The 15549-nt window shown below is 68.3% G+C and carries 10 protein-coding genes and 2 pseudogenes; 8 read left to right on the top strand and 4 right to left on the bottom strand.

Annotated features, from left to right (window positions below; all coding sequences use genetic code 11):
- Nucleotides 1-181 precede the first annotated feature (181 nt).
- The 3 genes and pseudogenes from ACN20J_RS49045 (at nucleotide 182) to ACN20J_RS49035 (ending at nucleotide 2880) form a co-directional block, all read left to right on the top strand.
- Complete coding sequence (locus ACN20J_RS49045) at nucleotides 182-1171, top strand: hypothetical protein (protein WP_419668704.1); 990 nt, start codon at nucleotides 182-184, stop codon at nucleotides 1169-1171.
- Nucleotides 1172-1230: 59 nt separating this feature from the next.
- A complete protein-coding gene (locus tag ACN20J_RS49040) occupies nucleotides 1231-1815 on the top strand; it encodes a DinB family protein (protein WP_419668703.1) in 585 nt (194 codons plus the stop codon).
- Between the two features lie 78 nt (nucleotides 1816-1893).
- Nucleotides 1894-2880 (top strand): annotated as a pseudogene (locus ACN20J_RS49035) (transposase).
- Here ACN20J_RS49035 and ACN20J_RS49030 read toward each other — a convergent pair.
- Nucleotides 2849-3550 carry an SDR family oxidoreductase gene (locus ACN20J_RS49030; protein WP_419668702.1) on the bottom strand — a complete coding sequence of 234 codons (702 nt, stop codon included), beginning with the start codon at nucleotides 3548-3550 and terminating at the stop codon, nucleotides 2849-2851. The pseudogene ACN20J_RS49035 and the gene ACN20J_RS49030 sit on opposite strands and share 32 nt — an antisense overlap.
- A 305-nt stretch (nucleotides 3551-3855) precedes the next feature.
- Complete coding sequence (locus ACN20J_RS49025) at nucleotides 3856-5286, bottom strand: MFS transporter (protein WP_419668701.1); 1431 nt, start codon at nucleotides 5284-5286, stop codon at nucleotides 3856-3858.
- Nucleotides 5287-5379: 93 nt separating this feature from the next.
- Between ACN20J_RS49025 and ACN20J_RS49020 the strand changes: the two genes are divergently transcribed.
- The 4 genes and pseudogenes from ACN20J_RS49020 (at nucleotide 5380) to ACN20J_RS49005 (ending at nucleotide 8244) form a co-directional block, all read left to right on the top strand.
- On the top strand, nucleotides 5380-6024 hold the full coding sequence (locus ACN20J_RS49020; protein ID WP_419668700.1) for a winged helix-turn-helix transcriptional regulator: 645 nt from the start codon (nucleotides 5380-5382) through the stop codon (nucleotides 6022-6024).
- A gap of 77 nt (nucleotides 6025-6101) precedes the next feature.
- Nucleotides 6102-6447: pseudogene (locus ACN20J_RS49015) on the top strand (hypothetical protein); the annotation flags it as partial.
- A gap of 296 nt (nucleotides 6448-6743) precedes the next feature.
- The gene (locus ACN20J_RS49010; protein ID WP_419668699.1) at nucleotides 6744-7190 is read left to right on the top strand and encodes a hypothetical protein; all 447 of its coding nucleotides are present in this window, start codon (nucleotides 6744-6746) and stop codon (nucleotides 7188-7190) included.
- Nucleotides 7191-7746: 556 nt separating this feature from the next.
- On the top strand, nucleotides 7747-8244 hold the full coding sequence (locus ACN20J_RS49005; RefSeq protein WP_190231823.1) for a peptidylprolyl isomerase: 498 nt from the start codon (nucleotides 7747-7749) through the stop codon (nucleotides 8242-8244).
- An 834-nt stretch (nucleotides 8245-9078) separates the two neighbouring features.
- Here ACN20J_RS49005 and ACN20J_RS49000 read toward each other — a convergent pair.
- Entirely contained in the window at nucleotides 9079-9621 is a 543-nt protein-coding gene (locus ACN20J_RS49000) for a sigma-70 family RNA polymerase sigma factor (protein WP_419668698.1), read from the bottom strand.
- A 325-nt stretch (nucleotides 9622-9946) separates the two neighbouring features.
- Nucleotides 9947-12946: an AfsR/SARP family transcriptional regulator gene (locus ACN20J_RS48995; RefSeq protein ID WP_419668697.1), complete on the bottom strand. Its 3000-nt coding sequence runs from the start codon at nucleotides 12944-12946 to the stop codon at nucleotides 9947-9949.
- Between the two features lie 786 nt (nucleotides 12947-13732).
- On the opposite strand from ACN20J_RS48995, the gene ACN20J_RS48990 reads away from it, so the two are divergent.
- Nucleotides 13733-15493 (top strand): protein kinase domain-containing protein, encoded by a 1761-nt coding sequence (locus ACN20J_RS48990; protein ID WP_419668696.1) that lies wholly within the window; start codon nucleotides 13733-13735, stop codon nucleotides 15491-15493.
- The last annotated feature ends 56 nt before the right edge of the window (nucleotides 15494-15549 follow it).

Genomic DNA, 15549 nt, shown 5'->3' with positions numbered 1-15549 from the left:
AGGGACGCGAGCTGGAATACTGGCAGGCCTTTCCTTCGCCATACTCCCTGATGTCCAGAGATATTCACAGGAAGGGCGCTCATACTCAATGGTCTGCGCACTTGTGGTCTGGGCCACATATTTTCTTGTGAGTGCGGCACTTAGCTGCCGAGCCCCAGTGATTATTAAGCGCAGAAGGTCGATGGCGCCGTGGATCGCATATGGCACTCTCATGCTGGCAGCGTGCATTCTGCACCAGTTCGCCGCCCTTGCTCTGGTAGTACATGCCTTCGTCGTGCCGGATTATGCGCGTCGCGCTTGGGCGTACACCGCACTTTTGGTTGCGGCAGGAGTCGCACCCCTTGCGGCTCTGGGTATGGCGCAATCTCGGCAAGTCGCATGGATCGAGAGCGTCACCGGTAGCGAATACCAACGCTTCGCGATACTGGCTTCTTTCGCGATGGTGCTGTCCTACTTCGCTTCGTCAGGCAACGCTGGCAAAGTTTCCCCTGAAGCACCTTTCAGTCTACGGGCGATCGCCCTGCCTCTGTTCATATTGCCCACTGCACTTCTCATGCTAATTTCTCTTTACAAGCCCTTCTATGTGGAGAGGTACGTGCTCTACGGTCTCGTCGGCCTGGCGCTCCTTCTGGGGGCAGCACTGGATCGCATGCCTGAACTAAGTCCCAATCTGCGAGTAACGGGAGTGATTGTTGTCGCGTTGGCAATCGCGCTGCTCATACCGGAGTCCCTCAAGCTTCGGGCTCCGGAAAGCAGGTCGGATAACGTCACCGATCTGGCAGTAGTCCTGTCCAGGGAATACACTCCTGGCGACGGAATTCTCTACTTGTCCGTGAAGAGGCGCGCATGGTCACTGGCCTACCCCTCGGTAAATAGGGGGATGTTCGACCTCGCCCAGGAGTTCACTCCGGAAGCCTCGCACGACCTTTACGGAACCGAATTGCCTTCCCCTCAGATCCGCGCACGCATGCGCAGCAGCGCACGAATTCTCGTAGTAGCGGAACCCAAAGGCATTCATGTGGGAAGTGGCGGAACAGAGCGAATGAAGGAGAGAGTTCTGGCCGAATATTTCACCAGGGCCCTCACCATACAAGTCGATGGGGCGCAAGTCATGATTTACGAGCCCCGAACGACGGCGACCGCGGCTGAACTTGCGGTGTCGCAGGAGTAGACGGGCGGACCACGTACGGGATCTTGAGACCACGAGCAGCCCATGGCAGGTCATGCGGCATGATCGATGAATTCGCGAAAGACCACCTGCACGGGAGACTGTGGCGGGACCGCAAGGCTCTGCTCTGGAAACTCGACGGCTTGTCCGAATACGACGCCCGCCGGCCTTTGACGGCGACCGGGACCAACCTCCTCGGCCTGGTCAAACACGTGGCCACCGTCGAGGCCAGGTACTTGGGCGAGGTCTTCGACCGCCCTTCCCCGGAACCGCTGTCCCGGTGGCAGGACTACGACGGCAGCGGTCTGTGGGCGACCGAGGACGAAACCCGTGATCAGATCATCGGGTTCTGCCGGCGCACGTGGGAACACTCGGACGCGACGATCAACGCGCTTCCCCTCGACGCCCCCGGCCACGTGCCCTGGTGGCCGGAGCCTTACCCCAACACCAACCTGTTCGCCATCATGGTCCATGTCCTCGCCGAGTCCATCCGGCATGCCGGGCACGCCGACATCTTGCGTGAGGGCCTCGACGGCCGGACCGGGTTGCGCGCCGAACTCGAGAAGCAGATCGACGAGGAAGCCCGTGCAGCCTACTGCGCGAAGATCGAGCAGGCCGCCAGGTCGGCCGCTCCAGTCAAGGCTTAGAACTCCTAACGAAGTGATCTTCGAGGTGGCTGGATCATAGCTGGTGACAGGGCTTGATCCTCGCGGTAGGCCGTTGTCATGAGGTACGCGCAGGGCGGTGGCCTGTCGGACGCGCGCCGGCAGTTTCGCGAGGGCATCCGGATGATGGCCGCCGCGCGGTTTGCCCGGCGTGAGCAGAGTTCGGGGATCGCGAGGGAGCTGCGGGTCAGCATTCGGTCCGTCCAACGGTGGCGGCACCTGTGGGACAAGGGCGGTCCGCAGGCTCTTCGGTCGGCGGGTTCGGCCTCGCCGCCGCGGTTGAGTGAGGCCCAGTTCGCCGTGCTGGAAGCGAAGTTGGCCAAGGGCCCGGTCACGCATGGCTGGCCGGACCAGCGGTGGACCCTGTTCCGCATCAAAACCGTGATCGGCCGCCGCTTCCACAAGAGCTGCACACTGCAGGGGGTGCGGATGCTGCTGATCCGGCACGGCTTCTCCTGCCAGGTCCCGGCCGGACGGGCAGTCGAACGTGACGAAGCCGAGGTCACCGGCTGAGTGAAGGAGACCTTGCCACAGGTGGAAGGACCGCGGCAGCGCTCGACGCCCGGATCGTCTTCGAGGACGAGTCCAGTTTCTCGATGACGCCGCCGGTTGCCCCCACGTGGGCCAGGCGCGGGCAGACGCCGATGATCCTGGACGGACTACCGTGACCTGCTCATCACCGCCCACGCCCAGCTCGGCGGCCCTATCGTGCTCATCTGGGACAACTTGAATGTCCACCTGGCCTACGGGATGCGGCAGTTCATCGCCCGACAGGACTGGCTGACCGTCTACCAGTTGCCGACCTACGCGCCGGACCTCAATCCGGTCGAGGGCGTCTGGTCCCTGCTGCGGTGCGGCTGGCTCACCAACACAGCGTTCACGTCCCCGGAGCACCTGATCCAGAACATCCGCCACGGGATGAGGAAGATCCAGTACCGCCCGCACCTCATTGACGGATGCCTCGCCGGAACCGGACTCTCCCTCACCACGACGGCAATGCGGGTTCAAGCTCCGGCTACTGCGCGAGAGCCGGGTAGAGAGAGGTGACCGGTGCGGAGAGCGCGGTGTGCACCTTTGTGGTCAGTTCGTCGACGATGAGTTCGTGGTCTCCGGCTTCGACGGCGTCGAGGATCGCGGCGGCGACGTCGGACGGCAGGTTCATGCCGGCCGGGTCGTTGCCTGCTTGCATCGGGGTGTCAGTCGGGCCGGCGTAGACGCCGAGGACCTGGACGCCGGCGGGTGCGAGTTCGAGTCGGAAGGCGTTGGTTGCCATCCACAGACCGGCCTTGGAGACGCTGTGAGCCTTGCCGACGGCGAACCAGCTGAGCACGGAGCCGATGTTGACGAGCGCGCCCTTGGCGGAGCGGAGCGCGGGTGCGAGCGCGCGTGTCAGATGGATCGGGCCGAGCAGGTTGGTGGCGAGGGTCGCCGTGATGTCCTCGGTCGGCGCCGTCAGCAGGTCGCCTTTGGGGTAGATGGCCGCGTTGTTGATCAGGATGGTCGTGTCGCCGGTCTGTCGTGCGATGCGGTCGACGACGTCGGGGTCGGCCACGTCGAGGACCAGAGGTACGACACGCTTGTCGCCCCACTCCTTGGGGCTCCGCGCCGTCGCGTACACACGTCGCGCGCCGCGGTCGAGGGCGGCTTTGACCAACTCGGTGCCGAGTCCGCCATTGGCGCCCGTGATGAAGACAGTTGATCCGTTGAGGGAGGTCATCGTGGTGTTCCTTTCCTGGGGGAGGTGTGTGTGTCGGGCCCGCGGCCGGCCTGCCGGCCGTGGGAGCTGTGGGGAGCTGTGCGGCGACGAGGTCGAGCTGGTTTCCCTCGGGGTCGGAGAGGGTCCGGCTGCCGATGTCGCGGAGGGTGGGAGATGCGAACGCCGGTCGGCATCGGGCACATGCGTCGCGTCGTGCGATGCGGGGGCAGCCGGCTCGTCATCTTCCGGGATCGGGTAGAAGAGCAAACAGTTGCCAGGCAGCCGACGAGGCGCTTTCTCACCCATGGCGTCGCGCGATTCGTCCGTCACGGCGCGGTGCTGCGTCGCTTGACGATGCCCAGGCAGGCCACGGCGGCGGCCAGTTCGACGGCGGCGATGGTCCACCAGCCGTGCACGAACGCGGTGTGGGCCGCGTGGTAGGTCGTGGGGGTGCCGAGGATGGCGACGAGCACGGAGACGCCGAGGACGAATCCGATCTGGCGGGCCATGTTGATGACGGCGCTGCCGGTCGACGCGCGATCCGGGGGAAGGTCGTGGGTCGCGGACGCCAGGATGGTGGGGAGCGTGAACCCGATGCCGATGCCGACGAGCAGGTGGCCGGGCAGCAGTTCGCCGGCGTAGTGCGATCCGTGCGCGCCGATGCGGGACAGGGTCAGGATTGTTCCGGCCGCGAACAGCACACATCCCATGGCCGACAGGACGCTCGCGGGGATCTTGTGGACGAGTCGCTGGGCCAGCACGGTGACGATGGGGACCATCGCTGGTGCCGGCGCGATCGCGAATCCGGTCGTGATGACCGACCAGTGCCAGACGTTCTGCATCCACAGCACGGTGATGAGCAGGTACGCGGACATGCCGAGGCCGAAGGTGACCATGGCGAAGTTCGCCGAGGCGAAGCTGCGCACGCGGTAGAGGTCAGGCTCGATGACCGGGACGGGGTGGTGTTCGGCACGCCAGGCGAAGGCGGCGAGCAGTAGAGCGGCGACGACGAAGCCGCCGATGGTCTTGCCGTCGCTCCAGCCCCAGTCGCCGCCCTTGACGATTGCCAGGGCGAGCGAGGCGACGCCCACTGTGAGCAGGACGGAGCCGATGATGTCCGGCATGTCGGTGACGTTGGCGTCACGCGAGTCGGGGACCCTACGTCGGGCGGCAATGATCGCGAAGACCCCGATGGGCAGGTTGACCAGGAACACCCAGCGCCAGCTCGCGGTGACGAGCAGGCCGCCGAGGACGGGCCCGGCAGCTGCGGCCACTGCTGCCACTGCCGACCAGATGCGCACATAGTGCAACCGCTTCTGCGCCGGTACGGCGGCCAGCAGCAGGCCCAGCGAGGTCGGCGTCAGCGCGGCCGCACCGGCGGCCTGGAGCACTCGGAACACGACCAGCCACCACAGGCCGGGGGCGACGCCACACGCCACGCTCGCAAAGGTGAACAGGCCCATCCCGAGCTGGAACATCCTCTTGCGGCCGACCTTGTCGGCCAGGCGGCCGAACGGCACCAGTAGCGCGGCAAAGATGATCGCGTATGCGCTGAGTACCCAGCTCACATCGCTGATCGACGAACCGTGGAAGTCGGCGGCGATGTCGTCGAAGGCGACATTGACGATGAAGACGTCCAAGTTCGCCATGAACCCGGCAAGCGACAGGATCGCAAGTATCGAGCGCGGGCTGTGCCCGGCCGGTGGCGTGGCGGCGGCCCGCACAGCAGCGGGCGCCAGGGGATTCCGATTGGTCATGGACCAGAGCGTAGGCATCGTCACTTCATTTTTGCAAGTACGATGCAATAGATGAATCGCGCGTCAATATTTGAAGCCTGCTATGCTGAACGCATGAGGCGCAAAGGGTTCGATCAGTACTGCGGGCTTGCTCGCGCCCTGGAGCTCATCGGCGAGCGATGGGCCCTGTTGATCATTCGAGAGCTTCTGGCTCACCCGGGCCGTTACACGGACTTGCTCGACGAGCTGCCGGGCATTCCCACCAACGTGCTCTCCACCCGGCTCAAGGAGCTGGAGGAGGCCGGCATCGTTGAGCGGCGCATCGCCCCAGCCCCCCAGCGCGGCGTGGTCTATGTCCTGACCAAGGCCGGGGAGGGTCTCGAAGGCGCTGTCCTCACGCTCGCTCTGTGGGGCAATGGACAGCTCGCCGAGTATGAGGTCGGCGATCGAGTGCCGCCGTCCTCGCTGGCCATGGCCCTGCGTGCCACCTTCAACCGCGACGCGGCACGCGGGCTGACCGCCTCCTGGGAGATTCGGGCGGCCGGGGCTGTCCTGCACGCCGTCGTGACCGACGGACACCTCACGAGCGGAACCGGGCCGGCACCGACCGAACCCGACCTCGTGGTCACTGTCCCCGGGGACACGGTGCCTCCGTACAGAGAAATCATGCGGGCCATCAAGAGCGGCGAGGTCGAACTCTCCGGACCCCCGTCACTGCTGGACACATTCGCCCGCGTCTTCACCCCACGCGCCATCTAGTGATCTTGATGGCACGAGGTGGCCATGCAGAGGTGCGGCAGAGCCCAGCACCAGTGAGGCGCCGTCGAGCACATCGCTTCGAGCTGTGCTGGGCCACCACATGGACGGACGACGCCAACCGGCATCGCACCGGTCCTCGGCCTTCCGGAACTTCCCTTCGTCGACTTCGGCGACGTCCTACTCCAAGAACGCCCCGATGGACTCCACTGGAAGACCGAGCCGCTGGTGGACTACGCAGGCGGACGTCCTTTCGCCTGGGTGGACGACGAGCAGAGTGAGCTGGATCAGACGTACGTGACCGCCCACCATCAAGGGCCCGTGCTCCTGCACCACATCAACCCGCGGATCGGCCTACGAGAGAACGACTTCCACACGCTCGCCGACTTCGCCAGTTCCCTGGACACCTCACGAACCACCGGCTGAACACCTCGCCGGCTCTTCAGGTTGCTCCGTACTCGTGAGCCGAAGGACGGAAGTTGTCACCAGGGGAGGCAGAAGATCCGGTGTACAGGACCGGTTGAAGCGGCCTGGTTGTCACAAGCAAGGCACGCGGCTTGTCACACATGCTCATTCGGCAGCCCTTCCGTCACCAGAAGCGAAGATCGACAGCCTCTGGCTCCCCGAGACGACACTTCACCACAACCACGTCCTGCTCCTGTGTGTCCTACTACTGAGCGCCGGCAGAAGTCGGCTACCGCCGGGGGATCGGGACGCGAGTCATGCAGAAGTACGCGATCGTCCAGCACATCACACGGTTCTTCTGGCCCCCGCGTGGTGCAAGACGGCAGCCGCCCACGTTCGCCCGGCAACTGGTGGGGCTCTGGCTCTTCGCGCTTGCCTTCGGGGCCGGGCTCACCGTGATCGGCTGGGACGAAGAGTTCGGCATGGCACTGCTGCTCCTCTTTTATGGCGACATCATCGACGGGGTGCGGTACCGCTGGGCGGCCGCACTGGCCGCGCTAGCAGTCCTGTCGGCTGCCAGCCGGCTCACAAGAGCCGTCCTGCCCGGCTCCTTCGACGATGCCTGGGCGCAAAGCGTCGGCTCCGCTGTCGGTGTCACGCTCGGGCTGGCAGTGAGCGCCGCGATCACACGGCTTCCGGAACGCCGACCACATCGGCCCGCCGGGGGAAACGACTCCGGGTTCAGCGGTCAAGACTCTCCGTAGAGGGAGAGCGGCCGCCGACCTCGGTGACAACAAGCCCGCGTTTGTGACACCACCTATCGCGCTTCAGCTCAGCTCGGAGCCGAGATCTTTGCGGGACAGCCCTAAGGAGGCCGAAGTTGGCCTGGCCCACATCTGTCTCTTCAGCAGTCTGATCCTGGGGACGCTGCCCTCCACCGCGCACAGCTCTTCGAGGCATTTACACCCGGTCTCGGTGAGTCGCTCGAGCCGCCGCGTGAAGCTTCCGAGAACGACACCCTGCGCCACACAGTGACCGTCGACCACAGCGGTTAGGGGGGTTGGACGCCTGCCCGCACGGACCGCGGTCGGCAGCGCCGGTCAGGAACTGATCCAGATCTCCTGATTCGGCCCCGCTCGATTCGCATGACCGCAGACGCGGCAGAACGTCCGATCCGCCGAACACGACACATCCGAGGGCCGCCACGGTGATCATCGACGGCAAGAACCATGGCTGTGGGCAGACTCGTAATCAGGTCTTCATGGTGGGCGAACCGGGGCGGGTCCGGGCCAGTACGCAGCGCCGTGACAGGATCCCTCTATGTCTACCAACGTCTTCTTCGACATCAACATCGACGGCAGCCCCGCGGGCCGGATCGTCTTCAAGCTGTACGACGACGTCGTCCCCAAGACGACGCAGAACTTCCGCGAGCTCGCCACCGGCCAGCACGGCTTCGGATACGAGGGCTCCGGCTTCCACCGCGTCATCCCGGACTTCATGCTCCAGGGCGGCGACTTCACCCGCGGCGACGGCACCGGCGGCAAAAGCATCTACGGCCAGAAGTTCCCCGACGAGAACTTCAAACTCAAGCACGACAAGCCGTTCCTCCTGTCCATGGCCAACTCCGGCCCCGACAGCAACGGCTCACAGTTCTTCATCACCACAGTGCTCACACCCTGGCTCGACGGCAAGCACGTAGTCTTCGGCGAAGCCATCGAAGGCCAGGACCTCGTGAAGAAGATCGAATCCCTCGGCTCACGCTCCGGCGCCACCCGCGCCAAAATCGAGATCGCCTCCTCCGGCGTTTTGGAGAAGTAGCGCCTCCGCCCCGGGCAGGGGGCCGGTTCGACGCAGGCTGTCCGGCCGCGCATCCGCCCGCTCCGCCCGGGGCCCCACGGGAGATCCCGAGTCGGACGCGGCATCGTTGTGCTCACGCCGGGCACCCGCTGCCGCGGCCGAGCGGCCGGTGGCACGCCGAGAACGTCGGTCGATGCTCGAGGACTCGGGTATCGATCACGTGAGCGTCCCCATCGCCAGCAACATCCGCGGCGAAGTGAGCGTCCTGGAACCCGACGGCAACGTCCCGGAGACCAAGGGACCCGACACGTCACCAACGAGGTCCAGAGCTGCCGGACGCGACCGCAAAACGTCCGCCCATGCCTCCTGGCTGGTCGGCCCGGGCAGATTGCCCCGCGGCATCCCCCGAGTGTCTCTCCTGACAGTGACTTCAAAATGGCGCAGCCACTGGCGACCGCTGCCGCGGAAGCAGGAGACCTCACGGCGGGCCGCCTCGCCCCCGAACAAGTCACTCCGCCCTGCCAGACGCTCGGGCAGCACCGCTGGACGAGCCCGGCGGCCCCGGTCGACTGCTACGGCGCAACACCGCGATCCTTCGCCGCCGACGGGGCACGCCTGTCCCAGGAGTTGCACTCCGGGGCGTCCGCCCAGGCGTGCACAGTGACCCGGCTAACTCTCCCTCACACAGTTCGGGGCCCGGTCCGGTGACCAGGCCCCGAAGGCGTACGGGCCCTCTCGGCCGTGCCGTCGAACCTTTCGGGGCCGCGGTTGCGTGTACCTCTTGGAGTCGGTCCGACGGCAGGCGACGGGCGGCGAGAGGAGCGTGCGATGGGCGACCGCGGAGGCGTACGCCTCTCAGTTCGTCGTGGCGGGATCCCCCGATGCCACGCGGGCCCGCAGCGCGCTGAGGGCGTAGTGCTGGCGCGACTTGACCGTTCCGGCGGGAATCCTGAGGATGCGGGCCGTCTCCTTGATGGTCCGGCCGCACAGATAGGTGTGCACCAGCACCTCACGGTGGTCGTGGGAGAGCTGACGCAGCAGGGAGGTCGTCTCGACGGAGAGCAGCACGGATTCGCAGTGGTCGGGCAGGACGACGTCGCGGTTGTCGATGCCGACGCTCTCCCGGCGGACGCAGGCACTGCGCATGCGGTCGACAATCAGGTTGCGCGCCACGGTCAGCAGCCAGCCCCGCACGGATCCCTCGGTGCTGTAGAGGCGCTCCGTGTGCGGCCACGCACGGATGAGGGTCTCCTGAACTATGTCCTGCGCGGTGTGCCGGTCGCTCAGCAGCTTCTCCGCGTAGGCGAGCAGCGCCGTCGCGTGATCGGAGACCAGGTTGTCGAGCAACTGCCTGTGATGCGCGGGCGAGGCGGTCTCCGCGCCGGTGATCGTGTTCATCTTCCAGTTCCTGAAGGGGAGTTCGGTCCGCTCCTCTCCCCCACGCCGGTGCCCGCACACGGATGCGCGGCGAGCCACGGGAACGCGGCCGTCGCGGGGGCACCGGCACGGCCTACGCGGGGAAGGGGCGTAGGGGCCCCGATGAAGCGGCGCGGTGAGCGTAGACAGGTCGCTCTTCCGGAACAGTGACGGTTCTCTGACGCCGGACCGCAATGCCCCGGGCCGGCCGATCCGTCCCGATCCGATCCCTCCCGGGTCGAGTCGAGTCGAGTTGAGTTGAGTTGAGTTGAGTTGGCCCATCCGTCCAGGGCGGCCTCTCGCCCTGTCAGGGGTTAGCGGGCTGCTCCCCGGCGCCGGCGGCGACCGCGTCCTTCAGCTTCCCGCGTACCGCCTCGGCGTCCGGGTGGCCGATGTCGTCGAGGATGTCCAGCGCCTGACGCCAGGCGTCCGCGGCCCGTTCGTGCTCCCCCGCCGCGTGGCGGGTGTCGCCGATGTGCACGAGCGTGTCCGCCTCCAGGGACCGGTCGCGGATCGCTCTGTAGAGCTCCAGCGCGTGCTCGTAGCACGTCAGTGCCCGGTCGTGTTCGTGCAGGTGGTGGTGGGCGTAGCCGAGGCTGTCCCACGCCGCGGCCGCACCGTTGCGGTCGCCGATCTCCTGATGGACCGCCAGGGCCCGGCCGCACTCCTCCAGCGCCTTCCTGTAGCGGCCCGTCAGGATGTGGGTCCAGCCGACCTCGTTGGCCACGCTGGCCTGCCCGCTGCGCCGTCCGGCCTCCCGATAGAGGAGCCCCGCCTGGGCGTAGTGCTCCAGGGCCTCCTCGTGACGGCCGCGCGCGTTCGCGAGAAAGGCCGAGTAGCGGTGCACCCGCCCCTGTCCCGCCCGGTCCCCGATATGGGCGAACAGGTCCAGGGCGCGCGCCAGATGCCCGGCCGCATCCACCCAACGCTCCAGCCGGCCGTTGGCGAAGCCCAGCGCCCGGTGGGCGTGGGCCTGTCCGCGCACGTCGCCCAGCCCCTGCGCCGCCCTCGCCGCCGTCGTCTGTGCGACGAACTGTTCCTGACGGCGGCCGCTGCGGTCCAGATACAGCTCGATGCTGGCCGCAAGCTGCCAGCTCTGTTCGCCGCAACCACGGCGCGCACTCTGCTCGACCGCGGCGAGCAGCACCGACCGGTTGGTCTCCAGCCACTCGGCCGCGCGGGCCTGGTCGGCGAATTCCGACACGACCGTCCCGGCCACCGGCGGGTCCAGAGTGAGGCGTTCCCGGCTCGGCGCGAGGACACCGTCCGCCGCGTGCGCGCTGTGCAGATAGTGGTCGAACATGCGTCGCCGGGCCGCCGTGCGCTCCGGCCGGGCATCCAGCGTCCTGCATAGTTCGCTCCCGTAGGCGCGCAGCAGTTCGTGGCAGGTGAAGCGTCCCGGCTCGGTCTCCGACACCAGGTGGGCCCGGCTCAGCTCGGCCAGCAGCGGCCGGACCTCGGCGCGGCGCAGTCCGGCCAGGCTCGCGGCGGCGGCAACGGAGCAGTCGGCGCCCGGATGGAGCGCGAGCAGCCGGAACACGCGTGCCGCCTCCGGGGTGAGGAGCCGGTACGACCACGAGAACGCGCTGCGGGCATCAGCGGCGGGCGCCTCGCCGGAGAAGGCATGGAGGCTGCCCTCGCTCTCCGCCAGCTCCTCGGCGATACCCGACAGCGGGAATGCGGGGTTGATCGCAGCACGGGCGCTCACGACGGCCAGCGCGAGCGGCAGGCCCCCGCACGCGGCCACGATGGCTCGGGCAGCGACCGCGTCCCGCGCGATCCGGTCGGGCCCGAGGCGGTCGGAGAGGAACCGCAGGGCGTCGTCCTCGCCGAGGACGTCCAGCGTCAGGGAGTACGCGCCTTCGGCGGCCACCAGTCCGTACAGCTGATGCCGGCTCGTGACGACGACCAGGCATCCGGGCGCTCCGGGCAGCAGCGCACGCACGTGCTCGGTGTCGCGGGCGTTGTCGAGCACGATCAGCACACGGCGCCGGGCGAGCAGGCTGCGGTAGAGGGCCGCCTGCGCGTCCAGCCCGGCGGGGACTCGCTGGGCGGGCACCCCGAGAGCGCCGAGGAAGGAACGGATCGCCTCGGCCGGACTCATCACCGTCCCGCTGGGGTGGAAGCCGCGCAGATCGACGTACAACTGGCCGTCCGGGAAGCGGTCGGCCACCTGGTGCGCCCAGTGCACGGCGAGGGCGGTCTTGCCGACACCGGCCATACCGCCGATCACGCCGATGACCACCGCAGAGGCCGAACTGCCCGGCAACAGCCCGCGGAACCGGGCGATCTCGTCGAGCCGACCGGTGAACGAAGGCAGTTTCGCGGGGAGTTGGGCGGGCGGGACGACGGGTGACATCCGGTGGTCCGGGCCGAACGCCTCGGCCGCCTCGGCCCCTTCGACCTCCCGGCTACTACCGGCAGACTCGCCCTCCCTGCCACTACCGGCCGACTCGCTCTCCCGGCCGGTACCGGCCGGCTCTGTCCGCACGTCCGCGCTCGAGTGGTCGGCGGACCGGGTTACCTCTGTAGGGGCCGAGCCGTCCCAGACGTACGTCTGCGCCAGCACCCGCCGTTGCGCGGCCTGGAGTTCCGGGCCGGGCCGGACGCCCAGATCGTCGGCGAGCCGCGCGCGGACGGTCCGGTAGACCTCCAGGGCTTCGGCCTGGTGGCCGGTGGCGGCGAGCATGAGGATCAGCCGGGCCTGCAACTCCTCGTCGAGCATGTACAGGGCAGCAGCCTTACGCAGGGTCACCAGCACCCGTGCGCGTGGTTCCCGCCCGGTCTCCAGCGCCCGCTCGGCCGCGTGCTTGACCGCGGCCAGGTGTTCGCCGTCCACCGCGCCGAAGGCGGGATGAGCCCGTACGTCCGGCGCTATCCCGGAGGCCGTGGGGCCTCGCCACAGGGTCAGGGCCTCCACCAGCAGTTCGGTGGCCTCGGCCGGTTCCCCGGTCCCGGACGCGCGCTCCCGCAGGTGGCGGAAGCGCAGCAGGTCGAGGGATTCGAGGTCGGCGTCCAGGCGGTAGCCGCCCGATGCCCGCACCAGCCACCGTGACGTTCCCCTGCTCGGCATGTCGGGTTCGAACAGGCGCCGCAGTGCCCCGATGTGACGGTGTACGACGTTCACTGCGCTGTCCGGCGGGTTCTGTCTCCACAGGGCGTCGACGATCTCGTGCGTACCGACCGGGTGGTTGGGCTGCGCGAGGAGGAACGCGAGCAGCGCACGCTGCTTGGGCGGTCCCAGCTCGAGTTCGATCCCTCCACGCCAGGCCCTCAGCGGGCCGAGCACGGTGAAACGCGTATGCACAGTGTCCCTTGTACCGATGTACCGACAAGCGAAGCCGATGAGGGTCGACGCCGCCCGGTCACGGGCGTGAGCCGATGGGCCGGGTCCGCTCCGCTCGACGGGACCAGGCCGTAGGGAGCCTACCCCTCATCGGTTCGACGGGCCGCCGCCCCGGCGGCCCATTCCGGAAGCCATCCTGGGCGGGGAAACCGATGCCGTCTACAGCCGTTCCGGCCGTTCTCGGGCCGCCGGACATGAGCAGCTCACCGTCCCAGCAGCCGCAGCCCGCGTGAAGCTCCCCGGCGGCGAAGTGCGGTCACCGGCCTACGGGTTCCGCTGCTGCCCACGTCACCGTGGACACGGCGGCTTTGCAGGGCGGCAGGGGGTGTACTCCCCCGTGCACAGCCCGCCCGTTTCTGTACGCGGCCGGACGTCGTCGCCCTGCGCATGGAGGGCGGCGGATCCACCGAGGTGGCCCTGGCGTGTTCCGGCTGCCGCTGCCGTGCCGGCGGTTTCGCCGGCACCGTGGCGGGCCACGGCCATCCCCTCCGAACGGACCGCTCCGTACCGCTTCATGCCCGGCGGCTGTCGCCCCGAAGACGCAGCGGCAGTTTTCTTTCGCCAGGTTGAACTCTTGAGGCTTCCTCCCACGTGTAGCACGTAGCAGCTACTGGCCCGGCCCGGGAGGTGAGCGCCGCCGCGGTGTCGCGGTGTCGTGAACTCGTCCGGTCCGGCGGAAGCGGCCCGCCGGGCGGCCGACTCCGTGCTCGCTCCGGCCGCTTCATGAAGAGAGGAAAAATCGCCCCGATGAACAACGAGGAGACCGTGCCGGCGGAGCCGGGCCGTGAGTGCGTGATCGCGGGTCGCTACCGACTGCTGGCCCCCCTCGGCGAGGGCGGCATGGGCACGGTGTGGCGCGCCCACGACGAGGTGCTGCAGCGCGAAGTCGCCGTCAAAGAGGTGCGTGCCCCCGCGGGTCTTCCCGCTCCGGACGTCGAGCGCATGTACACCCGGCTGGAACGCGAGGCCTGGGCCGCGGCCCGGGTGACCCACCCCAACGTGGTCACCGTCTTCGATGTCGCCACCGAGGACGGCCGTCCGTGGATCGTCATGGAGCTCGTCCGCGGACAGTCCCTGGCCGACCTGCTCGACCAGGGCTCCCTCAGCCCCGCGCGGGCCGCGGAGATCGGCGCCGAGATCCTGGCCGCCCTGCGCGCCGCGCACGCCGCCGGGGTCCTCCACCGCGATGTGAAGCCGGCCAACGTCCTGATCGCCGGCGACGGCAGGGTGGTCCTGACCGACTTCGGCATCGCCACGGTCGAGGGCGACTCCTCCCTCACCAGGACCGGTGAGGTCATCGGCTCACCCGAGTACCTGCCACCCGAGCGCGCCCTGGGCCGCAACCCCGGCCCGGAGTCCGACCTTTGGTCCCTCGGTGTCCTCCTCTACGCGGCGGTCGAGGGCATCTCCCCCTACCGCCTGGACACCCCTCTCAGCACCCTGCGCGCCATCGTCGACGACGAACTGCCGCCCGCGCGCAAGGCAGGGCCGCTGGGCTCCGTCATCGAGGGGCTGCTGCGCAAGGAGCCGGCGGACCGGACGCCGGCCGAGCAGGCCGAGAAGAATCTGCGCCTCGTCGCGGCGGGCGGCACACCCGAGATCCCCGCCACACCGACCGTGGTGGATACACCCCTCGCCGAGGACCCGCGCATCCCCCGGGCCCAGGACCCGCCCAGCGCCACAGAGCCGCCCGCGGCCGGGACGGTCGCGTCATCGTCCGGCGGGGCGGCCACCGCCCCGCCGGCTCCGACGCCGACACCCACAGTCGCGACGAGTACGCCCGAGTCGGCACCGACCGTCACGGGAGGACCCGCGCAACCGGAGCCGACGCACTCCGCCCCTTCGCACTCATCTCCCACGCACTCATCCCCTTCGCACTCCGCCCCCTATACGCCGCCGGCCCCCGAGGCCCGTCGGCACAGCCGACGCATCTCCGCCGTTATCGTCGCCGGAGCGGTCGCCTGTGTCATGGCCGTCGCCGGGCTGAGCTACGCCCTGATCGGACAGGGGGACGACGGCACGGCGGACCCGAACCGGGCCACCGCGACCGGTTCCCCGTCCGCTTCCCCTTCCACGAACGCGGACGGCGGATCGAAGGACGACGCGGAGCCCGCCGCCGTGCCGAGCCCGGACCAGCAGGGGCAGGAAAATGCCGCAGCCCAGATGATCCGTGTGACGGTGACCGGGGCCAACACCACCTACTCGGGCGCCTGTCCACCGCCGGCGGAGCAAGCGCCCACGTTCACGGTCACGTTCGCCGTGGACCATGCACCGGCCGAGCTCACCTACCGCTGGGTGTCCAAGGACGGCTCGGTCGTCGACCGGGAATGGCGGACCGTCACCTTCCCGGAGGGCGGCGACCGTACGGGGCAGGACACGGTGCGGCTCACGGCGTGGCACAAATCCGGAACCTTCAAGAGCGAGATCGGGGTGCAGGTCAAAGGTCCGGAACTGACGAGTTCGAACACGGTGCCCTTCTCCATCACGTGCACGGACGCGGGGGCGTAGCCAAGTCCGGTCCGAGAACAATCCGTTCCTGTTCGAGTTCAGGTTCCGACTCCAGA

Source organism: Streptomyces sp. 2-1 (assembly GCF_048564895.1).
Lineage (GTDB): Bacteria > Actinomycetota > Actinomycetes > Streptomycetales > Streptomycetaceae > Streptomyces > Streptomyces phaeochromogenes.
The sequence above is the reverse complement of the archived record's forward strand: the minus strand, read 5'-3'. Positions and strand labels throughout refer to the sequence as shown.